The sequence below is a fragment of the Oscillospiraceae bacterium genome (assembly GCA_035380125.1).
Taxonomy (GTDB): Bacteria; Bacillota; Clostridia; order Oscillospirales; family JAKOTC01; genus DAOPZJ01.
This window is the reverse complement of sequence record DAOSWV010000002.1, coordinates 114,506-139,325: the sequence shown is the minus strand read 5'-3', so window position 1 is coordinate 139,325 and position 24,820 is coordinate 114,506. Positions and strand designations below refer to the sequence as shown.

Annotated in this window: 21 protein-coding genes; 8 read left to right on the top strand and 13 right to left on the bottom strand. The window is 52.0% G+C overall.

Annotated elements, in window-relative coordinates; genetic code table 11:
- Positions 1 to 439: 439 nt before the first annotated feature.
- Positions 440 to 1,306, bottom strand: coding sequence for a zinc ribbon domain-containing protein (locus PK629_01235; protein ID HOP10095.1), 867 nt, complete (start codon positions 1,304 to 1,306; stop codon positions 440 to 442).
- A 183-nt stretch (positions 1,307 to 1,489) separates the two neighbouring features.
- On the opposite strand from PK629_01235, the gene PK629_01230 reads away from it, so the two are divergent.
- Both PK629_01230 and PK629_01225 read left to right on the top strand, forming a co-directional pair.
- Positions 1,490 to 2,239 (top strand): hypothetical protein, encoded by a 750-nt coding sequence (locus PK629_01230; GenBank protein HOP10094.1) that lies wholly within the window; start codon positions 1,490 to 1,492, stop codon positions 2,237 to 2,239.
- Between the two features lie 249 nt (positions 2,240 to 2,488).
- On the top strand, positions 2,489 to 5,131 hold the full coding sequence (locus tag PK629_01225) for a cation-translocating P-type ATPase (GenBank protein HOP10093.1): 2,643 nt from the start codon (positions 2,489 to 2,491) through the stop codon (positions 5,129 to 5,131).
- 95 nt (positions 5,132 to 5,226) lie between these two features.
- Here the strand turns inward: PK629_01225 and PK629_01220 are convergent, their stop codons facing one another.
- From PK629_01220 to PK629_01205, 4 genes are all read right to left on the bottom strand, one after another.
- The gene (locus tag PK629_01220; protein HOP10092.1) at positions 5,227 to 6,108 is read right to left on the bottom strand and encodes a hypothetical protein; all 882 of its coding nucleotides are present in this window, start codon (positions 6,106 to 6,108) and stop codon (positions 5,227 to 5,229) included.
- A 123-nt stretch (positions 6,109 to 6,231) separates the two neighbouring features.
- Positions 6,232 to 7,248, bottom strand: a complete 1,017-nt coding sequence (gap, locus tag PK629_01215; GenBank protein HOP10091.1) for a type I glyceraldehyde-3-phosphate dehydrogenase — start codon at positions 7,246 to 7,248, stop codon at positions 6,232 to 6,234.
- 210 nt (positions 7,249 to 7,458) lie between these two features.
- Entirely contained in the window at positions 7,459 to 8,199 is a 741-nt protein-coding gene (locus tag PK629_01210; GenBank protein ID HOP10090.1) for a zinc-ribbon domain-containing protein, read from the bottom strand.
- A gap of 86 nt (positions 8,200 to 8,285) precedes the next feature.
- Positions 8,286 to 9,683 carry a polysaccharide deacetylase family protein gene (locus PK629_01205; GenBank protein ID HOP10089.1) on the bottom strand — a complete coding sequence of 466 codons (1,398 nt, stop codon included), beginning with the start codon at positions 9,681 to 9,683 and terminating at the stop codon, positions 8,286 to 8,288.
- A gap of 151 nt (positions 9,684 to 9,834) precedes the next feature.
- On the opposite strand from PK629_01205, the gene PK629_01200 reads away from it, so the two are divergent.
- From PK629_01200 to PK629_01190, 3 genes are all read left to right on the top strand, one after another.
- Positions 9,835 to 10,764: a class I mannose-6-phosphate isomerase gene (locus PK629_01200; GenBank protein HOP10088.1), complete on the top strand. Its 930-nt coding sequence runs from the start codon at positions 9,835 to 9,837 to the stop codon at positions 10,762 to 10,764.
- 215 nt (positions 10,765 to 10,979) lie between these two features.
- Positions 10,980 to 11,939, top strand: coding sequence for an ROK family protein (locus tag PK629_01195; GenBank protein HOP10087.1), 960 nt, complete (start codon positions 10,980 to 10,982; stop codon positions 11,937 to 11,939).
- 291 nt (positions 11,940 to 12,230) lie between these two features.
- On the top strand, positions 12,231 to 12,989 hold the full coding sequence (locus PK629_01190; GenBank protein ID HOP10086.1) for an SDR family oxidoreductase: 759 nt from the start codon (positions 12,231 to 12,233) through the stop codon (positions 12,987 to 12,989).
- Between the two features lie 9 nt (positions 12,990 to 12,998).
- On the opposite strand, the gene PK629_01185 is transcribed toward PK629_01190, so the two are convergent.
- Positions 12,999 to 13,484 (bottom strand): GNAT family N-acetyltransferase, encoded by a 486-nt coding sequence (locus tag PK629_01185; protein HOP10085.1) that lies wholly within the window; start codon positions 13,482 to 13,484, stop codon positions 12,999 to 13,001.
- Between the two features lies 1 nt (position 13,485).
- Positions 13,486 to 13,974: a deaminase gene (locus tag PK629_01180; protein ID HOP10084.1), complete on the bottom strand. Its 489-nt coding sequence runs from the start codon at positions 13,972 to 13,974 to the stop codon at positions 13,486 to 13,488.
- Positions 13,975 to 14,153: 179 nt separating this feature from the next.
- Here PK629_01180 and rsmA point away from each other — a divergent pair, with 179 nt between their 5' ends.
- Together rsmA and PK629_01170 are read left to right on the top strand one after the other, a co-directional pair.
- Positions 14,154 to 14,990 (top strand): 16S rRNA (adenine(1518)-N(6)/adenine(1519)-N(6))-dimethyltransferase RsmA, encoded by an 837-nt coding sequence (rsmA, locus tag PK629_01175; GenBank protein HOP10083.1) that lies wholly within the window; start codon positions 14,154 to 14,156, stop codon positions 14,988 to 14,990.
- A 79-nt stretch (positions 14,991 to 15,069) separates the two neighbouring features.
- Entirely contained in the window at positions 15,070 to 15,990 is a 921-nt protein-coding gene (locus PK629_01170) for a DMT family transporter (GenBank protein ID HOP10082.1), read from the top strand.
- Positions 15,991 to 16,057: 67 nt separating this feature from the next.
- On the opposite strand, the gene PK629_01165 is transcribed toward PK629_01170, so the two are convergent.
- From PK629_01165 to PK629_01140, 6 genes are all read right to left on the bottom strand, one after another.
- A complete protein-coding gene (locus PK629_01165; protein HOP10081.1) occupies positions 16,058 to 16,513 on the bottom strand; it encodes a GNAT family N-acetyltransferase in 456 nt (151 codons plus the stop codon).
- A gap of 41 nt (positions 16,514 to 16,554) precedes the next feature.
- On the bottom strand, positions 16,555 to 17,223 hold the full coding sequence (mtnN, locus tag PK629_01160; GenBank protein HOP10080.1) for a 5'-methylthioadenosine/S-adenosylhomocysteine nucleosidase: 669 nt from the start codon (positions 17,221 to 17,223) through the stop codon (positions 16,555 to 16,557).
- Positions 17,205 to 18,245 (bottom strand): tRNA (adenosine(37)-N6)-threonylcarbamoyltransferase complex transferase subunit TsaD, encoded by a 1,041-nt coding sequence (tsaD, locus tag PK629_01155; GenBank protein ID HOP10079.1) that lies wholly within the window; start codon positions 18,243 to 18,245, stop codon positions 17,205 to 17,207. The genes mtnN and tsaD overlap by 19 nt, the downstream gene beginning before the upstream one ends.
- A gap of 112 nt (positions 18,246 to 18,357) precedes the next feature.
- On the bottom strand, positions 18,358 to 18,813 hold the full coding sequence (gene rimI / locus PK629_01150; protein ID HOP10078.1) for a ribosomal protein S18-alanine N-acetyltransferase: 456 nt from the start codon (positions 18,811 to 18,813) through the stop codon (positions 18,358 to 18,360).
- Positions 18,797 to 19,222: a low molecular weight protein arginine phosphatase gene (locus tag PK629_01145; GenBank protein ID HOP10077.1), complete on the bottom strand. Its 426-nt coding sequence runs from the start codon at positions 19,220 to 19,222 to the stop codon at positions 18,797 to 18,799. Before PK629_01145 ends, rimI begins: the two co-directional genes overlap by 17 nt.
- 19 nt (positions 19,223 to 19,241) lie before the next feature.
- On the bottom strand, positions 19,242 to 21,596 hold the full coding sequence (locus tag PK629_01140) for a DNA polymerase I (GenBank protein ID HOP10076.1): 2,355 nt from the start codon (positions 21,594 to 21,596) through the stop codon (positions 19,242 to 19,244).
- 392 nt (positions 21,597 to 21,988) lie between these two features.
- Between PK629_01140 and secA the strand changes: the two genes are divergently transcribed.
- On the top strand, positions 21,989 to 24,757 hold the full coding sequence (gene secA, locus PK629_01135; GenBank protein HOP10075.1) for a preprotein translocase subunit SecA: 2,769 nt from the start codon (positions 21,989 to 21,991) through the stop codon (positions 24,755 to 24,757).
- The last annotated feature ends 63 nt before the right edge of the window (positions 24,758 to 24,820 follow it).

The following is a 24,820-nucleotide window of genomic DNA, read 5'->3' as shown; positions in this document are numbered from 1 at the left end:
ATTTATTGACAGTTTTGCGCTTCGCTTTTTCAATATCGTTTAATTTTCAAGGTCCCTCGTGTGTTGCGTGATTTTAACACGCAGCGCATCTTTTGCGCTTCCGCTCACTGTTTCAGACTTCCTGTGCACCTCTTGGTACACCATTTGTCCGCCCCAAAGCGCGGAATTGAATTATACCATGTTACCTGTGCTGTTGTCAACCTCTTTTTCGAAAAAACTCAAAAAATATTTTTGGCAACTTTTTTGGAAACTCTCTGCCGAGATGCCCACCGTGTGGACCAACATGGTGCCTTTCAAAAGGCGCTCGACCATAATATCACACGGTCAAGCGCCTGTCAAGAACTTTTTTCGATTTTATTCGACATAATTTTTGGAAGATGTAATAAATGCTGCGGATTATACAAAACGTCGAAAACCGTTAAAAACGGATTTCATATGCTTATTCAGCATTCTTCAGTTTAAGTACAATAACGCCGGCAATCACCGAAGCGCCGCAGCTGCAAAGTGCCTGCAGGGAACCGAACACGGCCTTATATCCGGTCAAAGAACCGATAAGGCCTGACAGATAATTAGACAATCTGGGAGGAAGCCGAGTGAGCATCTCACCCATCATCTGTGTATAATAATGTGAATTCAACACAAGCGTATTTGAGATTGAGGAGAATGCGTTTAAAGCAGCCAGGAACAACAGCACTGCAATGAAGATTGACCACTGGGGTTTCCCATCAGCAGTGACACCGTCGTATAGCGAGCGTACATATTTCCGTTGTGCCCAAAGAATAAAACAGGCCGCCCCCAACGCGATCGGCAATACGGTAACCGCAAGGACGAGAACAACCGCGCCCGCAATCCCGCCGACCTCATTGCCGATAGCGCTTATGGCTATCCCGCCGACAATTCCGGCCAATACGATGATTGAACTGAGTACAATCATAAAGACGAATATAAAATTATAATACCCTCTCAGCAGTTTCAATCCGCTGTGATTCCCCGGTTCAGTGCTCTTGGCATTTGAATAGATCATCCAGTAAGCGATCAATTCGGGAATGGTGATGAGCAAAGCGAGCGAAAACAACCCGGACGCCACCACATTAAAAGCGAATTGTGCCGAAAACAGAATCGCCAGCCATAACATCAGGGGACCCGCTGCGATTTCACGGGCCTTTTGAGGAAATTGACTCACATATACCGTATCGGATATGGGTGCCGGCGAAGTATAAGCCGCCTGCTGTTCAATGGTTGCACCGCAAAATTCGCAAAACCGGCTGTTGTCCGGAATCGTGGACCTGCAATTTGGACATGTCATAAAACCCCTCCATTCATTTCTCATTTTAACCACGTGCATAAAATTTGTCAACAGCGTAACAAATTTCTCCCCCGATACATCTTATATACATATTATAATAAAGAGGCACGCGTTCGATTTGCGCTTGACTTTTTTGCAAATTCTATATATGATTAGGTATCATCCAACCAGACGGAGGCACGCATGAAAAAACTCTTTGCCATTTTATTTGCGGTAGTTATGCTGCTGGGCACATTCGGTTGCGGGGCTAAAATTCCCCGGACAACCGCTGTTTTCACCGGAAAAATTGTCTCGACTGTCATCGGCGCCAACAACACCGTGACAATAATCACTCTTGCCGGAACCGGCGAATATGAATCAGCCGGCGGCGTTTATCAAATCACCGGAGTCAATAATCTGAAAGTGTTCAACGCAGACGGAGAAGAAGTCGAGAGCGGCGAGTTGGTAAAAGGTTTGATCGTCGAAATCGGCTTTGACGGCTCGATTGCCGAGAGTTATCCGGCTCAGCTGATCAACGCGCAATATGTTCAAATCAAGAGTAACGACGGAGATCTGGTCGGTCTTTACTTATCAGTTCTAAGCAGTTCCTGTGACAACAGACCGTTTATGACAGACCTGCCCGTCGGCATCAATCTCTCTCAAGCCAACAACCTTTCGATCTCCGAAAAGAGTGCGCTGGTTTATGTCGCAATGACGGCGTTCGGCAAGAATTCCCACGCGGCCGATTTGGCACAGCTTACGGCAGAAGGCTATGTCGGCGAAGACGGCACGCTCAATGCTTATTTGCTGACAATTGTAGACGCTGCAATTACCGACAACACACTCATACTCAATGTGGAGGTTCAAAGTCCCGATGAGACCCAGAGCGTAGAAATTCCCTGCGTATGGGACGGCGAATCCTGGAGCTACACACTTCCGCAAGTGCAAGGCTAATAAAGCCTGAAAATCTTGACAACCATCTGCAATTATAGTAATATAGCCCTGACAGAGTGCTCTTGAGGGAGTAGTTTCACGCAAGTGTGATATGTCAACATGCATGGCCTTTCGGTCTGGCATATCAAAAAGTAGTCAATAATGATTACTGATAAACGAGACTCATTTACAATTGTCGCCGTGCCGAAAGCGCGGCAGACAAATTGCACTTGGGTCTTTTGTTTATTTTGAACATGAGGAGAACCTTGAATGTCTTATTATCGACAAACCAAAGAAAACGTCCTGCAATCGCTCAAATCGTCCGTTTCGGGCCTATCCGCACCGGAAGCCGAACAGCGGCAGCTTTCTTACGGAAAAAACAAACTCGCAGAACCCAAAAAGACGAGTTTATTCACCCGGTTTTTCAAACAGCTGGCTAACCCGATGATCATCGTTTTGCTGATCGCGGCTGCTCTCTCGGGTTTTACGGCGGCCTACGAAGGCGAGTCCATGGCCGATGTGTTCATTATCTTATTTGTCGTCATCCTCAATTCGATTCTCGGCATCGTGCAGGAGAGCAAGGCGGAAGAGGCCATTGAAGCACTCAAAACCATGACAGCGTCCACCTCAAAAGTGCTGCGCGACGGAAAACTCGCAATTATTAAAAGCGAGGACCTCGTTCCCGGTGATATCATCCATCTTGAAGCCGGAGATTCGGTCCCCGCCGATGCCCGAATTCTCGAATGTGCCTCGATGAAAGTCGAAGAAGCCGCGCTGACCGGCGAATCGGTACCGGCCGAAAAGACGGCTGATGTGCTCGAAGGTGACCGTGAAATTTCGCTTGGTGACCGCCGGAATATGGTCTATATGGGCAGCACCGTGGTCTACGGGCGCGGCGTCGCCGTCGTCTGCGATACCGGCATGAAGACTGAGATGGGCAAAATCGCCGACGCGCTGACCCAAGCCAAAGAGGAGGCCACTCCGCTGCAGGTCAAACTGGCGGGGCTCTCCAAGATTCTGACATGGATCGTCTTAGGTATCTGTATCGTGATCTTCGGCGCGGGCGTTCTCAAAGCGGGTGCGTTCTCAACCGAGGTTGTTATCAGCACCTTTATGCTGGCCGTCAGTCTGGCGGTCGCCGCCATCCCGGAAGGCCTCGCTGCCGTGGTCACCATCGTGCTGTCAATCGGTGTGACTAAAATGGCAAAGCGCAATGCCGTCATCCGCCGCCTGACCGCCGTGGAGACCTTGGGCTGCACGCAGGTCATCTGCTCCGACAAGACAGGCACGCTGACCCAGAACAAGATGACAGTCGTCAAAGCCGAAAGCGCCGATGACTTAAAACTCGCCGCGGCCATGTGCCTGTGTACCGACGCCGAATTCGACGAACAAGCTCAGACCGCCGTCGGCGAACCGACCGAGTGTGCACTGGTCAATTACGCTTATACACGCTCATTGAATAAAAACGAACTCAAAAAGACCGCACCGCGCATCGGCGAAGCGCCTTTCGATTCGATGCGCAAAATGATGACTACCGTCCATTCCGCGCAAAACGGCTTTATCCAATATACCAAAGGTGCCCCCGACGAGATTTTAAAGCGCTGCACCCATATCCTGACTGAAGATGGTGTTGTATCGCTGACCGACGCGCTGAAAGAAAATATCCGCCGTGCCAACAAAGCCATGGCCGACAACGCCCTGCGCGTACTTGCGGGCGCTTATAAAGACCTCTCTCAAAAGCCGGGCAATTTCGCACCCGAGACACTGGAAAACGACCTGATCTTTCTCGGTCTGTGCGGTATGATTGACCCCATCCGCTCGGAGGTGAAAGCCGCTGTCGACAAATGCCGCGACGCCGGCGTCAGCGTGGTCATGATCACGGGCGACCACATCGACACCGCAATAGCCATCGCCAAAGACCTCGGCATTCTGACCGATTCTTCACAAGCTATCTTGGGTCAGGCACTCGACGGTATGTCGGACGAGGAACTCGACCGGCAGATTGAAAATTATCATGTCTATGCCCGCGTCCAGCCGGAACACAAGGTGCGCATCGTCAATGCGTGGAAGCGCAGGGGCAGGATCACGGCCATGACCGGTGATGGCGTCAACGACGCACCCAGCATCAAATCCGCCGATATCGGCATCGGCATGGGCATCACGGGCACCGACGTCACCAAAAACGTCGCCGATATGATTTTAGCCGACGATAATTTCGCCACCATCGTTGCCGCCGTCGAAGAAGGCCGAAGAATCTATGCCAATATCCGCAGGGCTATCCAGTTCCTGCTCTCGTCCAATCTCAGCGAGGTTCTGGGTATTTTCATCGCAACCATGCTGGGCTTTACTTTACTCAAGCCCATCCACATTCTCTGGATCAACCTGATCACCGACAGCCTGCCCGCGTTGGCGCTCGGTATGGAACACGGCGAAGCCGATACCATGCGGCAAAAACCGCGCGACGCCAAGGCCGGGATCTTCTCAGGCGGCGTCGGCCGGGATACGATCTATCAGGGCGCGCTCGTGGCGATCCTGCTGCTTGCCGCCTACTTCATCGGCCACCGTATCGAATCGGGTGTCTGGGAAATCGCCAACAGCCCGGACGGCATGACCATGGCGTTTTTAACCATGTCGATGGCCGAGATCTTTCACTCGTTTAATATGCGTTCACGCCGAGGTTCGATTTTCACCATCAAGCGTCAAAACATCTGGCTCTGGAGCGCTGCCATCGGCGCGTTGCTGCTGACCACGGCCGTCATCTATATTCCTTTCTTATCCGTCACCTTCGGTTTTGCTCCCATATCCCTCGCCGAATACGCCATCGCTTTAGCCCTCGCTTTTGCGATCATCCCGCTGGTGGAGCTTGTTAAGTTTGTACAAAGACAAATAAAATCACTTAAAAAATCATCATAAGATCACAACCTTTAAGATTAATTAAATAAAAATCTAAAGCCCACGGGGGAGATGAACTCATCTCCCCCGTGGGCTTTTTACCATATATGAATTAATTACGCGTGATAATCGACCGTTATTCCCCGGTCAATCAGGGCTTGAATTTGAGCCCTGTCGATGATCCTCTGATCCAACTCCTCATAGGCCCGTACTTCCTGTAAATCGACCAGCTGCATGATGGGCGCAAGGTTGGTCACATGGTTATATGAAATATTAATATAGTTCAGCTTTATACAGCTCGACAGCGGATCGAGATCAGTAACTTCATTTTTATCAATTCTGAGACTTGTTAACTCGATTTTGCCGCTGAGGGGGTTTAAATCGGCAATGCTGTTATCCGATAAATTAACTTCTTCTAATCCCACGCTGTTTTGCAAGAACGCAATTGAAGTGATTTCGCACTGCGAAAAAGTTACATTCGTCATCGATGTCACATTTTGCAAGAACGAAAAATCCGGAATAGCGGTGTCGGTGAATCCGACGCGTTCCAACACCGGTGTGTTAAAATCAACGGGACTTTGCGCAACGGTGGAATAACTGACATTGAGATAACTCAGCTCCCGGCAATTTGCGATGGGGGACAGCGATTCGAGTTCGCCGTACCGATACGAAAAGTCGGAAAGATTGACGGCATATTCCATCCCGTCGAGTTTTGCCACCGGGGTCTCCTGATTGTTGATGTTTAACGAGTAAAGATTCGCCATATCCGACGCGAGAATATCGCCTTCGGATTTCCCGATCTTATCCCGTACCAGTTGTTCAAGCACGGGGTCTGCAATCACGACGACCTCATCGGATACAGGTTCCGAGACATACGCCGTGCTCTCCGTGCTTTCAACGCTCTCAGCAGACGCCGGCACAGGCTCGAATGGCTTTACACAGGCCGTGAGCGCCAACATAAAAACAATCAAAAGTGAGAACAGTAATTTTCCTCTCATTCTTCTTTCCTTCTGTTCGATTGGGGTAATTCCTACTTTGAAAGTATAACAAAACGCACACGCATCCGTCAACACAAAAAAGAGCCGCCCGAAAAGACGGCTCTTTGGTTCGGATTAAATCGCTTACTTGAGTTCCGCGAAATACTTGATGGTACGGACCATCTGGCTGGTGTAGGAATTCTCGTTGTCATACCAGGACACGACCTGCACCTGATAGGTGTCATCGTCGATCTTGGTGAGCATGGTCTGGGTGGAGTCGAACAGCGAGCCGACTGTGATGCCGATGACGTCGGAAGAGACGATCTCATCCTCATTGTAACCGAAAGACGGATTCGCGGCGGCTTTCATCGCGGCGTTGATGCCCTCTTTGGTCACGTCTTTGCCCTTGACGACAGCGACGAGAATGGTGGTGGAGCCGGTCGGAACCGGAACGCGCTGAGCCGAGCCGATCAGTTTGCCGTTGAGCTCGGGGATAACCAGACCGATCGCTTTTGCGGCGCCGGTGGAGTTCGGCACGATATTGACCGCTGCGGCACGGGAACGGCGCAGATCGCCTTTGCGCTGCGGGCCGTCAAGTGTCATCTGATCACCGGTGTAGGCATGGACGGTGGTCATGATGCCGCTCTGAATGGGTGCGTACTTGTTCAGGGTGTAGGCCATCGGGGCCAGGCAGTTGGTGGTGCAGGAAGCTGCCGAGATGATGGTGTCATCCTTGGTCAGCGTGCCCTCATTGACGCCGAAGACGATGGTGGGCAGATCGCTGCCGGCCGGAGCCGAGATGACGACCTTTTTTGCGCCTGCGTCGATGTGTGCCTGCGCCTTGTCCTTGGACGTATAGAAGCCGGTGCACTCGAGCACGACGTCGATGTCCAGCTTGCCCCACGGCAAATCCGCTGCATTTTTCTCGGCATAAATCTTAATCTGCTTGCCGTCGACCGTAATGGAATCCTCACCGGATGTCACGGTATTGCCCAGCGCATATCTGCCCTGACAGCTGTCATACTTCAAAAGGTGCGCCAGCACTTTCGGGCTGGTGAGGTCGTTTATCGCGACGACTTCATATCCCTTGGCGCCAAACATCTGTCTGAACGCAAGGCGGCCGATTCTTCCGAAACCGTTAATAGCTACTCTTACCATCAGTAAAACCTCCAATAATTTTTAACCAATGCCGACCATTCGGCATTCCTGTACTATATTATACCAAAAATGCGAATTTTTCAAGTGCAAACGGGAATTTTTCAATGAAAAAAACGCCGAAATGCGGTCGGACCAAAGCATCGGTATAGAGCATATTAGACAAATACACCCTGTTGATATTTCGCTCAAGCCATCAAACTGCTGATTCAGACGTTAAAAACCGGTGCCTGAACCCTTAAACAGCGGGCTTTTGCAGAACCGGCAAACATCCTCACTGATATCGCACCGTTTGCCGCAGACATTACACATCAGATAGCTGTCTCTGGATTTATCATATTTTTCATAAGTGCCGAGGTTGGGATGAAACCGCACCCGCTCCCCCACTTGCAGATAGTCATACCACACCCGGTTATCATTGGTCGTAATTTTTTTCTTACTGCCGTCGACACCGGTTATGTAAACGGTGTATTGGATATAATCCCTTGAGATATTGCCATCGTTGTCGGTATCGGTCTTGCGTTTGGATTTTTTATCGGTTACGGTGCCTTCCCAAATCGGCTTTTTCATCTTAGCCATGCGCACCAGCAAAATGATCAGCGTCATCAGTGCCAGCAAAACGCCGACAATGATTCCCTCGACCGGCGACATATCATCCACCGCAAATCCCGCAATGGTAAAACCGATCAGAAAGACAGCCATTAAAACAACGGAGAAAATCACACCGCCTTTTTTCTGCTTTTCCGCCTTTTCCACAATCAGAGGATGCCTGTAATTCTCCGACCAGCCGATCAGTCCCGTGTTTTGCGGTTGATACTGCTGAACCGGTTGAACTTGCGGAGCCGGTTGATAGGCCTGTTGTTGAACGGGCTGTACGGGCTCGGTGAGTTGCTCGCCGCATTTCCCGCAGAATTTCGCACCGTCGTCAATCTGTGATCCGCATTTGGGACAATACATGTTTGTGCCTCCTAAAGCATTTTTTAGATCCGTTTCCCATTATAAAAGAACCCGCGGCATTTTGCAAATGCCCCGGGTTCTTTTTATCAAAAATTTTTATCTTGGCACCTTTGTTCAAACACGCCGTCTCTTCGCATTTCACGACATAAATCACGGTAGCGGATGATCTTTCCGGCATACGCACCATCGGTGTAACCAATCAACTCCTCGACCGTAACGAAGCGATAACCCTGTTCGGCCAGTATCGGAATGATCTTCTCATAGGCCTCGTATGTAGACTCATAAATATCATGTGAAAGTATGATATCTCCGCTTTTGATATGTTCCATCACTTCCTCTGCCACCTTGTCGGCATCCCGGTATTTCCAGTCGCACGGATCGCAGTCCCAGAGAATAACCGGCATATTCAGCATATCCGCAATGTGTTGGGTGATATGGCCTCCGACCGGGCGAAGAAGATTGGGCCGCACGCCGCAGATCTTCTCGATTTTATCCTGCATGCCGAAAATGTCTTTTTTAATTTCCTCATCCGTCATTTTGGTCAGTGTTTTATGTTCTGTCGAGTGCACCCCGATGCAATGCCCGCGGTTAACGATATCGCGAACGGTGTCGGGATAATAGTCCACATTATAGCCGACCACAAAGAAAGTCGCCTTGGCGTTGTACTGATCCAGCAGATCGAGTAATTTATCGGTTACTGCAGAATAGGGCCCGTCATCAAACGTCAGGGCAACCACTTTTTCGACTTTCGGATCAATGGGCGTCGGCTCAACGGGTTTGTATTTTTCAGGCAAAGTAATGGCCATCAAATGATACAGAGCGGTATAGTCAATTACGGCGGTATTTTCGGAACATACCTCCAACCCCTCATCGGTCAATGCAAGTTTTCCGTCAAGATCTGAAAGGCTCTCACCGACCAGATCGGATAGTTTTGCGGTATAATCCACGCCGCTTTTAAACAAGTCTGCTGCGCTCAGCCGGGTATCCCCGTCAAAGATTATCCGGTAATCAGCGGTTTTGTTTTCCGGATTTCCCGCAGAAATATATTCTTCGGTATGTATCGTATAAGTTGTGTATTGTTCAAACGTCTCAAAGCTGAAGCCGATGGTCAGTTTTGCGGGATCATCCCGATTGAGCGTTTTTGTGTTCAACAGATTTTGAAGCCGTGTTTGAAATTCTCGAATATTCGTATCATACACTTCAGAGATTGCTTGTTCAGCTTCCTCGGGTTCTTGCGTTTCAATTGTATAATACCGCTGTTTTTCGACGGTCTTTATCGCAGATACGTCTCCGACGGTACAGCTGGCCTGATTGGTAAAAGCGCCATCCAACGTCTGCCGGTTATCCAGGACATACCACAGCGTCCCACCCGCCGCAACAACCAGCACCAAGGCAAATATTGCCAACATCACATTCGAAATCTGCGCCTTTTTTGCTTTTGACCGTCTCGGATTTCTCCTGACGGTTCTCTTTATCGCTGCCATTTTATCTATTCCCTCCCATGCCGTTATTCGACACATTTGCATCTTAACTGACACAAAGACATTATACCTCTCAGAAACAGGAAATTCAACCTTTGTATTTCCCGCATCTGTGTGGTAAAATAGATTCGATCAAAATCGGAGGTGTGTCATTTTGGACTTGATATTGCTAAAACCCGCGTTAAAAGACATCATCTGGGGCGGAACCCGGCTCGTCACGGAATTCGGATACGACAAAAATTTTCCCCGCATTGCCGAAGCATGGGTGGTCTCGGCACATCCGGCGGGACAATCGACCGCTGCGGGCGGAGAATTCGACGGCAAACCGCTCGGTGATATTTTAAGCGCGCATCCGGAACTGTGCGGCGAGTACAACGGAGATTTTCCGCTGCTGGTCAAATTCATTGACGCCGCGCGTGACCTCTCAATCCAGGTGCACCCCGACGATAAATATGCCGCCGCGCACGAAAACGGACGCGGTAAGACCGAGATGTGGTACGTCATGGACGCCGCACCCGGCGCTTTCATCTATTACGGCTTTAAGAACCATGTAACCCCAAAAGAATTTTCCGACAGCATTGCAGACGGTACCGTCTGCAATCTGCTCAATAAAGTTGAATGCAAAAGGGGCGACGTCTTTTTCATCCCCGCAGGCACCATCCACGCCATCGGCGCCGGACTGCTGATCTGCGAAATCCAGCAGTCCAGCAACCTCACCTACCGCATTTTTGATTATAACCGTCCCGGCCCCGACGGCAAGCCCCGCGAACTGCACATTCAAAAAGCCGCTGAGGCGTCCGATCTCTCCCCGTCAAGACCCAGCGGAAAACCACGCGGTAAAACGCGTAAAATCGGAACGCTCGAACGCACGGTATTGGCCCGGTGCGACTATTTCACTTCTACTCATTATCACGGCAGCGGCGAGATCCCCTGCAAAAAAACCTGGGGACTGATCACAATTTTGGGCGGAACCGGTGAAATCAACGGACAAGCCGTTAAAAAAGGCGACGGCGCATTCATCCCGGTCAATACTGTCAAACTGACCCTGACCGGCAACCTCGAACTCATCTACACCACACCCTAAAACCTGTAGGGAACGGTCTTGACCGTTCCGTTTTCAAAACCGACCCTGATTGACACAGTCCTGTAGGGCGGGATGACCTGAGGGAACGCCCTCATGATCCCGCCGAGTTGACATAAACCCGCGTGGTTAAAGATTTTCCGAATTAAATTCGGCACAAAATCAAATAATCCCGGCCTGATAAAGTAAAAAACGTCGCAGAAAGAAGTTCATTTATTATGAAACAATATATCTCCGTCGATATCGGCGGCACCAAATGCGCGGTCTCCCTCTGGCGGGACGGAAACCCTCCCGAGATCGTCAAAAAAATCAAATTCGCCACCCTGCCGACGCCCGAAGAGACCATCGCCCTGCTGGTCAAATACGCCAAGGAGCTGTCCGAAGGGCAAACCATCGACGCGGTCGGCATCAGCTGCGGCGGTCCCCTGGACAGCAAAAAAGGACTTATCCTCTGTCCGCCGAACTTGCCCAATTGGACTAATATCGACATCGTTACCCCGCTTCAAAACGCGGTCGACGCGCCTGCTTTCCTGCAAAACGACGCCAACGCCTGTGCCCTTGCCGAATGGCTCTGGGGTGCGGGAAAGGGCTATCAAAACGTCGTGTTTCTGACGTTCGGTACCGGCATGGGCAGCGGATTGATCCTTGACGGAAAGCTCTACAGCGGCACCAACGATATGGGCGGCGAAGTCGGACATATGCGCATCGCCGACGACGGTCCGGTGGGTTACGGTAAGCGCGGCTCGTTCGAGGGGTATTGCTCGGGCGGCGGCATTGCGCGGCTTGCACAGGAACGCATGCCCGCTTATCTGAAAACCGGTAAAACAACACTGTTAAAAAATACCGAAATCACGGCCAAATCCGTCAGCGACGCCGCCGATGCGGGTGATGAATTCGCCCTCTCTGTCATCGAAGAATGCGGCGAGAAACTGGGCATCGGCCTTTCGAATATCATCGACATCATCAATCCCGAGCTCATTGTCATCGGCTCCATCTACGGCCGCGAGCCCCGTTTTGCCCAGATTGCCGAACGAGTTATCGCACGTGAAGCGCTTCCGTTCGCCGCCGCAGTCTGCCGCATCGTCTATGCGGGTCTGGGCGAATCGGTCGGCGATTACGCCGCCGTCGCCGCCGCGAGGTATGGACAAAAACAAACCAAGTTAGCAGTTCACAGTTAAAAGTGTACGGTGATATTCCTTATTAAAGGGTTAACAACTAAGCAACCAGTTGACAGTTAACAATGCAAAGTGAAATTTCCGGATTTTTTATGTTTAAAAAGAGAAGTTAACTGTGCTGTCACTGCTCACTCTTAACTGCCAACTGTTAACTAACCGGAAAGGATACCGTAATCGCCTCTATCGCAACCGTAGGTTCAGCCCCATATGGCCGCCCGCAAATCCCCCTCCTATTGAGATGAGTGAAACAATCTATTCACATAACCACCCTTTTGGAAAGGACGTACAAATTCCATGAAAACCGCACTTATTACAGGCGCAAGCTCGGGTCTCGGCTCCGAACTTGCAAAACAACTCTCAGACAAGGGCTGGCGCACGATTTTAGTTGCCCGCAGAGTGGATCGACTCGAAGAATTGGCTAAAATCCTGCCGGGCGAATCACGTGTCATTCCCGCCGACCTGGGTACATTCGAGGGCTGCAAGGCGCTGTTTGATGCAGTCGCCGATGAAAATATCGATTTGCTTATCAACAACGCGGGCTTCGGACTGTTCGGTGAATTCACCGAGACCGAACTCGACCGCGAACTTGCAATGGTCGACCTGAACTGCAAGGCGCTGCACACGTTGATGAAACTGTTTTTGACCAAGATGACCGCTAAAAATTCCGGCACGATATTAAATGTCGCCAGTGTCGCGGCCTACATGATCGGCCCGTTGATGGCGACTTATTACGCGACCAAGGGCTATGTGCTCAAGCTCTCCCAATCGGTTGATGCCGAACTGCGCAAGTCGGGCAGCAAAGTGCGGGTACTGGCGTTATGCCCCGGTCCCTTCGATACGGAATTCAATGAAGTCGCCGGCGTATCCTTCGGCATCAGAGGCAAGAGCGCCCAGGCAATCGCACGCACCGCAATCAAGGGGATCGAGCGGGGAAAATCCCCCATCAATCCCGGATTTCTTATCAAGTTCGCCCGTATCGGCGCGCGCATCTCCCCCGACCGCCTGCTCGCTGATATCTGCTACCGCGCCCAAAAGAGCAAATCGGAAAAATAATGCCGGAGATCAACTCTCCGGCTTGATACCGAACGGATAGAGCGCCATCGCCGAAGGTGAGGCCTCGAACCCGAATTTTTCATAAAGCGGCCTGCCTGCCTCGGTGGTATGCAGTAAAATTCGCTGGCATTCCCGCTTTTTTGCTTCCTCGTTTAAACGGGAAAGCAGTTCGGAAGCAATCCCTTTTCTGCGAAATTCCGGCAGCACATACAGATTCCCGATGTAAGCGGTTTTTCCGTTCAGGCACCAGTCGTTGGGCGGCAGCGAAAAGAAATTAACAGTTCCCATGCCGATCAGCTGCTCAGAAAAAACAGCCGTCCAGACGACGGCCGTATCTTTGGAAATCTCATCAAAAAGAAACTGTTTCGTATTTTCGGAGATCAAACGCTTCTGCCCGTCGGGAAGCGGATGCTCCTCCTCAATCATCCGAATGCGCATTGCCGCAAGCGCGTGGAGATCGGACATCGCCGCTTCAGAATAGGTCACATCTGTCATATTAATAATTAAAAATCCCTTTCAGGGTCTCGTCATCGGCCACCCAGTCCCGCTGAACATCGACGATCGTATATTCCTCGGGCGTATTGCGGATAATGACCGTCTTGATCCCGGCGTTGATGATCAGCCGCTTGCACATTGTACACGACATCGTCCCGGCCACAAGGTCACCGGTTTCGGCATCCTGACAAACCAGATAAAGCGTAGCATTGATGGTCTCGTAGCGCGGCGCTGAGATGATGGCATTGGCCTCGGCGTGAACCGAGCGGCAGATCTCATAATTCTCCCCGCGCGGAATATTCATTTTTTTGCGGACGCAGTAACCCAGATCCGTACAGTTGGCACGGCCGCGCGGCGCGCCGTTATAACCGGTCGAGACAATCTCATCGTTTTTAACGATGACGGCTCCGAAGCGGCGGCGCAGACAAGTTGACCGCTCGAGGACAGTCTGCGCGATATCCAGATAATAATTGTGCTTATCGCGTCTCACAAAATCACCCTTTCAAACGTTGTGAAAAGACGGCGTCGGTTCTATTTATATGCCGCCCAAATCTCCGCTATTATAACATTCCGCCCTAAAATCTGTCAAGCGTTGCTTATAGAGATAAACGTTTTGAAACATTCCCTTCTTGTCAAACCGCTTAATTTTTTAAAAAAGGACGGTATCTCATGGAACTCACCGCTTCCCGAGCCAACGAAATCCTGAAAAAGCACGGCTTTTCGTTCACCAAGTCGATCGGACAAAACTTTTTAATCAATCCGTCGGTCCCGCCAAAAATGGCGGCAGGCAGCGGCTGTGACGGCATCGGCGTACTTGAAGTCGGGCCGGGAGCGGGCATGCTGACGAACGAACTGGCTAAACGCGCAAAAAAGGTCGTCGCGGTCGAGCTCGATAAGCGGCTTTCACCGGTGCTGGCCGAGACGATCGGCGATCTTGAAAACGTCGAAATTGTCTTTTCGGACGCACTCAAACTCGACCTGCCCGCATTTATCAAAGAACATTTCGGCGACATGCCCGTTGTGGTTTGCGCCAATCTGCCGTTTTATATCTCCACCGAACTCATCATGCGGTTTTTGGAGAGCGGCGCAAAATTCAAAGGCATCACGGTGCTGCTGCAAAAAGAACTGGCCGTTCGCCTGTGCGCGGTGCCGCCGAGCCGCGAATGCGGCGCCGTCAGCGTGACGGTGCATTACCGCTCCAAGCCCGAGATTTTATTCGACGTCTCGCGCGGCAGTTTTCTGCCCGCCCCGAACGTCGATTGTCAGGTCATCCGATTGAATATCTACGACGAGCCGCCCGTGAAAGCCGCTGACGAAAGCACCTTTTTCAAAGTAGTGCGCGCGGCATTCAATCAGCGCCGCAAGACGCTGCATAATTCCCTGTCGGTGCTTTCGGGCAAAGAAAAAGCCGCCGCCGTGTTGGCAGCAGCCGATATTGATCCCCGCATGCGCGCCGAGCAGCTCTCGGTCGCCGACTTCTGCCGCCTCGCGGACGCTTATCAATAATACCGTTCCTGTTTGAAATAAAAATTCTGTGCGCGGCGGGTCAATTCCCCGCTGTCAACAAATTGCAGGAGGTGACGTTATGTTTGATCTGTTGTCACTGCTGACCGGCATGATCGTCGCCGTGATGGTTGCGGTCAACGGCGGTTTAACAACTCAATACGGGGTATTCGGCGCGGCTGTCATCATCCATATTATCGGCAGTGCCTTTGCTTTTCTGCTTTTGATTGTCAAGCGCCAACCTATCGCATTCCCCCAAAAAATCACCTGGTGGCTTTATACCGGCGGTGCAATCGGCGTATTGACGACCGCTTTTTATAACTTTGCCTACGGCAAAATCAGTTTGACGGGCATCGTCGCATTGGGACTTTTGGGACAAACCGTCACTTCGCTGCTCATCGACAATTTCGGTCTGTTCGGCATGCGAAAATACCCTTTTAAAAAATCGACGCTGATCGGACTCGCCTTTGCCGCCGTGGGGATTTTCATGATGTTGAATCAGAGCGCCGTAAATGCGCTGTACGCGGTCGCTTTTTCATTTTTCGGAGGCGTCACCGTTGTGCTGTCACGCACGGTCAACGGCGGGTTGGCACAACACACCGGCGCCCTGAGAGGTTCTTATATCAACCATATCGTCGGGCTTCCCGTCACCGTGGCCGCACTCTTTTTGCTGGGTAGAAGTGATGCCGTTTTTAACGGTTTTACCTTATCCTCCCACTGGTGGATTTATCTCGGCGGCATATTCGGCGTGATCATCGTGCTTGTTTTCAACATCATTGTGCCGAAAATCCCTTCGTTCCGACTGACGCTGCTGGCGTTCATCGGACAGGTCTTTGCGGGAATCGTTCTGGATTTAATCACAAAACAAGGCTACTCTTGGATGACTTTTTTCGGGGGACTGGTGGTTTCTGCGGGTGTCGGCGTCAATATGCTGATCGAACACTTGCAGCGAAGGAAATCGGCACCCGGCAGTGATCAGATCGAAAGACCGGATAAAATCTAATTTTTCTTTGTTCTGTACGCTATGCCCGTAGTAAATCCATGCGATTTCCGCCGGTTTTACCGCTTAATCAATCGAAATAATACATCAGGTTCAGGCAATCCGGACAATTATCATCAATATATCCTGTGTCTTGAAATCCCACCTTCTCATACATACGAAGCGCAGAAATATCCGTTTTATTGACGCAAACCTCAACGCATTGATATTTCCTTTCTTTGCCAAGCATGATCAAGAGCTGTTGAAGCGCCTCGGTTCCGTATCCTTTATTCTGAAAACATTGATCAATCATAAATTGCTGAAGATCATAGCAAGCAGGTTCTTCATCCAAATCCTTTACCAAAGCGACCCCTATGATTTGACCGTTCTCTGCGATTCCCAGAACTCTTGCATTCTGATTTCTATATACATATCCCCGCGCAATAATTCCGATCGGACTGTCAAGGAAGTTCTTTTGTTTATCCGTAACGCTCAATTTTACGATTTCAATCCAATTATCTTCATTCACACCGATCAGTTTTATCATTTTTACCCTTTCATCTTCCTCTTTATATGAATTGATACGAATTATTTTATCGTAATACGGCTTTCATACAGCATCTCCATCGCAACCCGCGCCAGTTTCACCGCTAAAATATGTTCCTGCCGCTCCATTTCTGACAGGGCGTTTTCGTCGGCGAAATCCGACACCGCCCGCACCGCGCAGAACGGCACCTGATTGACGAGGCAGGTATGCGACAGCGCACCGCTCTCCATATCGACGACCGTGCCGCCCTTTTCAAACAATTTTTTCGCGTGATTTGCGTCAAAGATAATCTGGTCGCCGCTGACCGCCTTGCCTGTTCGGTATAAAAATCCCAGCGTTTTACAGGCGGCAAGGGCCTTTTCGGCCAGTTTTTCATCGGCTTTGCGCTCGCCGCCAAGGGTTGGGTGGTTGGCGAAAATCTCGTCGGGTGCAACATCGTGATACGAAAAAGCCCCGCAGACCACGATTTCTCCGATTTTAAGCGACGGGTCCAGTGCGCCGCTGATGCCGATATTCAAAATAAACTTCGGTTTATAAGTATCAATCGCCCGCTGTGCCGTAATCGCCGCGTTCACCTTGGCGACCCCGGAGTGGCAGATTTTAATGTTCCCCTTGCTCCAGTCGCCGTTGCGCGTTTTTCTCGCGCCGAGCAGTTCGATCAGCGGCTTGATCTCACCCGCCATTGCTCCGATCACAACGATGTTTTCCATTGTTTCGACCCACTTTCATAATCAATCGACATATACGCCGTTCCGTTCAGGGTGTTGTCGGCGATATTGCCCGCCAAAAACTCATAGTAGGCCTGTGCGCCGATCATCGCCGCATTGTCGCCGCACAGCGAAAGCGGCGGAATAAACAGCTCATATCCGCCAGCCGAAGCGTGTTTTTGCAGTTCGCTTCTCAGCCCCGAATTAGCCGCGACACCGCCCGCAAGCACCAACTTTTTCTCTCCGTATTGTTCGGCTGCCGCGAAAAACCGGTCGCATAACATCGTCACGGCGGTGTGCTGAAAACTCGCAGCAAGGTCGTCCGGGTTCAGGGATTCGCCCTTTTGCTCCGCGTTGTGCGCCAGATTGATCACAGCGGTTTTCAAACCCGAAAATGAAAAATCATACGGATGCCCATCAATCATCGGCATCGGCAGTTTATAAGCATGCGGGTTGCCTGTCTTTGCCGCCCTGTCGATATAAATCCCGCCCGGATACGGAAACCCCAACACCCGCGCAGCTTTGTCAAACGCCTCTCCCGCCGCATCGTCGCGGGTCGTTCCGACAATCTCGAATTTCGTATAATCTTTTACTCTTGCGATGACCGTGTGCCCGCCGGAGACGATCAGGGCAAAAAACGGCGGTTTGAGTTCGGGATATGCGATATAGTTTGCTGCCACATGTCCGCGGATGTGATGCACGCCGATCAACGGTTTTCCCGCGGAAAATGCCAGTCCCTTGGCGAAATTGACGCCGACGAGCAGCGCACCGATCAACCCCGGGCAGCAGGTCACCGCCACCGCGTCGACCTCCGCGAGTGTCATATTTGCTTTTTCCAGGGCGCCTCTCACCAACCCGCCGATATTTTCGACGTGTCTGCGCGAGGCGATCTCGGGCACGACGCCGCCGTATTGCGCGTGTTCCGCGACCTGCGAGTTGACAAGCGAAGAAAGCACCGTCCGGCCGTTTTCCACGACCGCGGCGGCGGTCTCATCACAGGAGCTCTCAATCGCCAATATCCTCATTGATGTACCATCTTTCCGTCACTGTAGTTTGTCATTCCGAGCGCAAGCGGCTCTGTCATTCTGAGTGCAGCGAAGAATCTCGGACTGATTATGGTTTACGGCTTTTCTGCCATTACTGCCCCGGATACTCCTTCGTATAAATCAGCCCGTCGTCGTCGGGTTTGACATAAAACCCCTTGCGCAGACCCATTTTTACATATCCGTGCTTTTCGTATAATGAAATAGCCGCGCTGTTTCTGGCACGCACTTCAAGCGATAAAAACCGCAGCCCAAGTACTTTAGCCTTTCGGTCGAATTCGTCCAAAATCGCCGAGGCGACGCCGCGCCGCCGAAACGCCGGACACACCGCGATATTGCCGATATACCCCTCGTCCAAAACATACCCAAATGCGCCGTATCCGGCAAATGCGCCGTCACAAAACCCCGCTAAAAACACCGCGCGCGGATTCTCTGCGTCCTCTTTAATCATTGATAAAGAACGAGGTGACGAAAAAACCGCGTTTTCCAACTCGTAAACCGCCTGATAAAATTCCGGCGCAAGCGTTTTGACCTCAATGTCCGAGTTCATCAAAAATCCTCTTGATATGGGTCTTCAGCTGCCGGTAACACTCGGAATAGGCGTCCAAATCCTTGCCGTAGGGGTCGGGAATCCCGTCGCCCAGCAGTTTGGTCTTACCTGCAAATTCCGAAAACCGCATCTTGATAAAATCGAGGTGCTGTTCACTCATCACATAGATCGCGTCGGCCCACGCGCCCAGTTCTCTTGTGAAGCGAATCGGCTGGGTGGTGACGGCGTTTAACCTCTCGGCAGCCAGCACCGCGACGGCATTATCGCTGACCGTATCGCTTTCAAACGCAGCCAGTCCCGCGCTTTTGCACATCACGTCAAGACCGTGTTTTTTCGCATATTCCTGCGCAAAAGCCTCCGCCATCGGACTGCGGCAGGTGTTGCCCGTGCAGACAAATAAAACATTCATACTAATACCTCTGTTAAAATCAATTTTTCGCTTGCAGCCAGTTTTGTCCGCTTGAGACGTCGGCGGCCAACGAAACGCCGAGTTCTGCGGCGCGCTCCATCTCCTCTTTTAAAATCACGGCGGCAAAATCCGCCTCATCCGTCGGCGCTTCGACAATCAGTTCGTCGTGAATCTGTAAAATCAACCGTGCTTTTAATCCCTCGTCCTTTAAGCGTTTTGCCACCCGAATCATCGCAATTTTGATGATGTCGGCGGCGGTTCCCTGAATGGCTGTGTTCTTGGCTGCCCGCTCGCCGAAATTGCGGATATTCATATTGGACGAACCGAGTTCCGGCAGCGGTCTGCGCCGTCCGAAATAGGTCGAGACGAATCCGTCCTTTTTGGCCTGTTCGACCGTGTCGGTTAAAAACTCGGCAATGGCCGGGTATGCGGCCAGATAATTCTTGATGTATCGGTCGGCTTCGGCCACCGTGACCCCGATGTCACGCGACAGCGAGTAGGCGCCGATTCCGTACACAATGCCGAAATTGACGGCCTTGGCGCGGCTGCGCAGCGTGGAATTGATCATCACTTCCGGTAACCCGAAAACTTCCGAAGCCGTCTTGGTGTGAATGTCCAACCCGCTTGCAAACGCGGCTTTCATGTTCTCGTCGCCCGCCACCGCCGCCAACACGCGCAGTTCGATCTGAGAGTAGTCGGCGTCAAGCAGCACATACCCCGGCTCTGCGACAAAAAATTCGCGCAGCTGCCGCCCGAGTTCGGTCCGCACGGGGATATTCTGCAAGTTCGGTTCCGCGCTGCTGATGCGTCCGGTGCGGGTCTCGGTCTGAATAAAAGTCGTGTGAATCCGTCCGTCCTCCGCGATCTCCTTGGCCAGCCCCTCGCAGTAAGTCGAGATCAGTTTGGTGTATTGGCGGTACAATAATACCTTTTCGACGATGGGATTTTCCGGCGCTAAATTGGCCAATACGTCGGCGTCGGTGCTGTAGCCGCTCTTGGTCTTGCGGGCGGTCGGCAGCCCCAGTTTTTCAAATAAGATATAGGATAACTGCTTGGGCGAGCCGATGTTGAATTCCTCACCCGCCAGCTCGTAAATCTCCTGCTTCACGGTTTCGGCTTTTTGTGTCATCTCCGCGCCGTACCGCTCAAGCCCCTCTTTTTCGACCCGGATCCCCGCGATTTCCATATCGCCGAGAACCACCGCCAGCGGCTGTTCGATATTGCGCAGCAGCGGCGTCATACCCATGTCATCCACCTTGTCGGACAGCACTTGACACAGCAGATCAAACCCATCCTCTCCGCAGCCGTATTCGGTCAGCAGGCGGTCGAGGGCATAATTTGAGGCCAGCGGGTTGATCAGATAGGCCGCCAGCATCGGATCGAAGATATTTTCGGGCAAAACCTCGTCCAAATGTTGTTTGTGATAATCTTTAAGATCATAAATATCCCGGCTGTCGCGTTTCACTTCAACGGTTGTTTTCACCGCAGCCGGCGTTTCGGCGGCCACGTTCTCCAGCCCGTATTTTTTCAGCAGTTTGAAAAATTCCAACTCGACAAACAGCGCATGCAGTTTCGTATCATCACGTTTTCGGGCTTTCAGCTCATCCAGATTGATCTTCAGCGGCAGATCGGTCACGATGGTGCCCAGTTTTTTTGAAATATAGGCGTTTTCGCGGCTCTCGGTCAGCTTTTTGCGTACGCCGTCCTTGATGTCGGGGCTTTCGAGGTGTTCATAGACCCCGTCCAGCGAACCGAATTTCGCGATCAGGTCGCAGGCGGTTTTGGGACCGACGCCGGCGACGCCCGGGATATTGTCGGAGCTGTCACCCGCCAGCGCCTTGACATCGATCAGCGCTTTGGGCGGCACGCCGTATTCCTCTTGGATTTTTTGCTCATCATATAATACCGAGTCCGCCGCACCCATTGTGGTCTTGGCGATCCTGACAGACACATTGGGACGCACCAGCTGTAAACTGTCGCGGTCGCCGGTCGCGATCACGCACGGTTCACCGGCCTGTTCGCAGGCGGCAGCATACGCGCCTAAAATATCGTCGGCTTCGAAACCCGGGCAAGTCACGATTTCGCAGCCGAGTGCCGCCAATACCTCTTTGGTCACAGGCAGCTGCGCGGCAAGTTCTTCGGGCATGCCTTTTCGTCCGGCTTTATAGGGCTCGTACATCTCGTGGCGGAAGGTCTTGCCGCGCATGTCGAACGCGACCGCGATGCCGTCGGGCTTGACCTGTTCGCGGATGGCGTCGAGCATATTCAAAAAGCCGTAGACGGCGTTGGTAAACCGGCCGTCCTTGGTCGTGAGCAGCTTGATGCCGTAAAAAGCCCTGTTGATAATGCTGTTTCCGTCGACGACAAGAATCAAGGCCGATCCCCCCCTTAAAAAGTTCGAACTTATTTTACCATTCCGCCCGCACAATTGCAACCTCGGCAGGATAACAGGTTCAAGTTTGTGACCACCCCGTCATGAACATCCTGCGGACGTTCATGCCACCCCTCCAAAGAGGGGAATTTTCGGGTGTCCGCGCGAGATCGTTTCCCGTGGGATTTGTACCAAGGTTGGCAGCGCGCGCTATCACGCTTATGTGGAGCAGATTCTTCGACGCGTTTGTCACCGGCGACTCGCCGGCGACTTTATTTTTTGATTCGGTTGTGCTATAATGCAAAAGGCTGTGGAACACAGCTGTTTTTACCGTTGCGAAAACAAATTTTTCATCGTTTTTGCCGCGCCTGCGGCATGGGAATGGAGATTATAAAATGGGACTTGCTGAAAAAATCTTCGGCACACACAGCCAGCGCGAGTTGAAACGGGTTCAGCCGATCGCGGATCAGGTCTTTGCGCTGGAGGAAAAATATAAAAATATGTCCGAGGAGGAGCTGCGCGGCACCACAGAACGCCTGCGCGGACGCCTTGAACTCGGTGATACCCTCGACGACATCCTGCCCGACGCGTTTGCGGCCTGCCGCGAAGCGAGCGTGCGGGTACTGGGGCAAAAACCGTTCCCGGTACAGGTCATCGGCGGCATCGTGCTTCATCAGGGCCGTATCGCCGAGATGAAAACCGGTGAGGGCAAAACCCTGACCGCGACCATGCCGGCCTATCTGAACGCATTATCCGGCAAGGGTGTCCACATCGTCACCGTCAACGACTATCTGGCCAAATTTCAGGGCGAATGGATGGGCCGTCTGTATAACTATCTCGGTATGTCCGTGGGACTGATTCTGCACGACGTACCCAACGACCAGCGCAAAAAAGCCTATGCCGCCGACATCACCTACGGCACCAACAACGAGTTCGGCTTCGACTATCTGCGCGACAACATGGTCGTTCAAAAAGCCCAAATGGTTCAACGCGGCCATAACTTCGCCGTGGTCGACGAGGTCGACTCGATTTTGATCGACGAAGCCAGAACGCCACTGATTATCTCGGGTCAGGCTGAGGAAGCCAACGAGATGTACACGCTGGCCGACAACTTCGCCAAGCGCCTGCGCGTGGTCAAGATCAAGGAAATCGACGAAAAGCAGGATATTGAAGACACCGAGGAATTCGCCAACGCCGATTTCGTTGTCGATGAAAAACACAAAAGCGCCACGCTGACCGCCAACGGCATCGCCAAAGCGGAACAGACGTTTAATATCGAAAACCTCTCCGACCCCGAAAACAGTTCTCTGTCTCATTATATCAATCAGGCCATCCGCGCGCGAGGCATCATGCAGCGCGACATCGACTATATCGTCAAAGACAACGAAGTCATCATCGTCGACGAGTTCACGGGCCGTCTGATGTACGGACGCCGCTACAACGACGGTCTGCACCAGGCTATTGAGGCCAAGGAAAACGTCAAGGTGGCCAATGAATCCAAGACGCTGGCGACCATCACTTTCCAGAACTTCTTCCGCCTTTACAATAAACTCTCAGGCATGACCGGTACGGCGCTGACCGAAGAGCAGGAATTCCGCGATATTTACGCACTCGACGTCATCGAGATCCCGACCAATAAACCCATGATCCGCCAAGATCATGACGATGTACTATACAAAACTCAGAAAGCCAAATACGAGGCCATTGTCGAACAGGTCATCGAATGCCACGAAAAAGAACAGCCGGTGCTGGTCGGTACGGTGTCGATCGAAAAATCCGAGATCATCTCGGGTATGCTCAAGCGCCGCGGTGTCAAGCACGAGGTTTTGAACGCCAAACACCACGAACGCGAGGCGATGATCGTCGCACAGGCCGGTAAAAAAGGCGCGGTCACGATCGCAACCAATATGGCAGGACGTGGCACGGACATAATCCTCGGCGGTAACGCCGAATACATGGCCCGCAACGATATGGCCAAAGAGGGCTTTGAAGACGAGATGATCGTCAACGCCATCAGCCGCTCCCAGACCGACGACGCCGAAATTCTCGCCGCGCGCGAAAAATATGTCGGTTTCCTCGAAAAACACAAAGCCGAGATCGCCGACGCGGCGCAGGAGGTTATCTCTGCGGGCGGATTGTTCATCATCGGCACCGAGCGCCACGAATCCAGGCGTATTGACAACCAGCTGCGCGGCCGTTCGGGTCGTCAGGGCGACCCCGGCGAAAGCCGCTTCTTCCTGTCTCTCGACGATGATCTGATGCGTCTGTTCGGCGGCGAACGGCTTACCAATATGATGGAAACGCTCAAAATCCCCGAGGATCAGCCGATCGAAGCCGGTATGTTCTCCCGCCTGATCGAAAGCAGCCAAAAGCGCGTTGAGGAACGCAACTTCGAGACCCGTAAGAGCGTTCTGCAGTTCGACGACGTCATGAACCGCCAGCGCGAAATCATCTACGGTCAGCGCAGGAGCGTTCTGAACGGAGACGATCTGAAACCGGTGATTGAGAATATGATTGCCGAGTGCATCGAGAGCGGCGTTGCCACTTTCATCTCCGGAGACGACAGTGCCGACTGGAATATCGACGGCCTGCGTGACCATTTCCGCGGATGGCTGTGCTCCGACAATGATTTCAAAGACCTGACCCCGCAGGACCTCTCCAAGATGGGCAAACAGGGCTTTACCGACCTTCTGCAAAAACGCGCCGACGAGGAATACGCCAAGCGCGAAAAGATATTCGGCGAGAACATGCGCGAAGTCGAACGTATCCTGTTGTTGCGCAACGTCGACCGCCAGTGGATGGATCACATCGATGCGATGGACGATCTCAAGCAGGGCATCTATATGCGTTCCTACAGCCAGCGCGACCCGGTTGTCGAATACCGTGTCGAGGGCTTTGAGATGTTCGACGCAATGGTCTCACTGATCCGCGAAGACACGGTCCGTGCGATTCTGACCGTCATGCCGCGTCCGGCGGCTCCGATGCAGCGCACCCAGATCGCCAAGCCCTCCGAGGCTTTTCACGGCGAAAAAATGCCTAAAGAGAAGAAGGCGGTCACAACCGTCGTCAATAAAGGAAAAAAAATCGGCCGCAACGACCCCTGCCCCTGCGGCAGCGGCAAAAAATATAAAAAGTGCTGCGGCGCGAATGAAGAAGGCGAATAAGTAGGGAACGGTCTTGACCGTTCCGTATTTTCGGCGTGTTTTTACAATCTGAAAAACCATTGA

Excerpts from the sequence above, each read along its gene's own strand:
- PK629_01205 (HOP10089.1), bottom strand. The coding sequence starts at position 9,683 with ATGGCAGCGATAAAGAGAACCGTCAGGAGAAATCCGAGACGGTCAAAA.
- PK629_01225 (HOP10093.1), top strand. The coding sequence starts at position 2,489 with ATGTCTTATTATCGACAAACCAAAGAAAACGTCCTGCAATCGCTCAAA.
- PK629_01235 (HOP10095.1), bottom strand. The coding sequence starts at position 1,306 with ATGACATGTCCAAATTGCAGGTCCACGATTCCGGACAACAGCCGGTTT.
- PK629_01165 (HOP10081.1), bottom strand. The coding sequence starts at position 16,513 with ATGATAAAACTGATCGGTGTGAATGAAGATAATTGGATTGAAATCGTA.
- PK629_01190 (HOP10086.1), top strand. The coding sequence starts at position 12,231 with ATGAAAACCGCACTTATTACAGGCGCAAGCTCGGGTCTCGGCTCCGAA.
- PK629_01210 (HOP10090.1), bottom strand. The coding sequence starts at position 8,199 with ATGTATTGTCCCAAATGCGGATCACAGATTGACGACGGTGCGAAATTC.
- PK629_01170 (HOP10082.1), top strand. The coding sequence starts at position 15,070 with ATGTTTGATCTGTTGTCACTGCTGACCGGCATGATCGTCGCCGTGATG.
- rimI (HOP10078.1), bottom strand. The coding sequence starts at position 18,813 with ATGAACTCGGACATTGAGGTCAAAACGCTTGCGCCGGAATTTTATCAG.
- rsmA (HOP10083.1), top strand. The coding sequence starts at position 14,154 with ATGGAACTCACCGCTTCCCGAGCCAACGAAATCCTGAAAAAGCACGGC.
- mtnN (HOP10080.1), bottom strand. The coding sequence starts at position 17,223 with ATGGAAAACATCGTTGTGATCGGAGCAATGGCGGGTGAGATCAAGCCG.
- tsaD (HOP10079.1), bottom strand. The coding sequence starts at position 18,245 with ATGAGGATATTGGCGATTGAGAGCTCCTGTGATGAGACCGCCGCCGCG.
- PK629_01145 (HOP10077.1), bottom strand. The coding sequence starts at position 19,222 with ATGAATGTTTTATTTGTCTGCACGGGCAACACCTGCCGCAGTCCGATG.
- PK629_01230 (HOP10094.1), top strand. The coding sequence starts at position 1,490 with ATGAAAAAACTCTTTGCCATTTTATTTGCGGTAGTTATGCTGCTGGGC.
- secA (HOP10075.1), top strand. The coding sequence starts at position 21,989 with ATGGGACTTGCTGAAAAAATCTTCGGCACACACAGCCAGCGCGAGTTG.
- PK629_01220 (HOP10092.1), bottom strand. The coding sequence starts at position 6,108 with ATGAGAGGAAAATTACTGTTCTCACTTTTGATTGTTTTTATGTTGGCG.
- PK629_01185 (HOP10085.1), bottom strand. The coding sequence starts at position 13,484 with ATGACAGATGTGACCTATTCTGAAGCGGCGATGTCCGATCTCCACGCG.
- PK629_01195 (HOP10087.1), top strand. The coding sequence starts at position 10,980 with ATGAAACAATATATCTCCGTCGATATCGGCGGCACCAAATGCGCGGTC.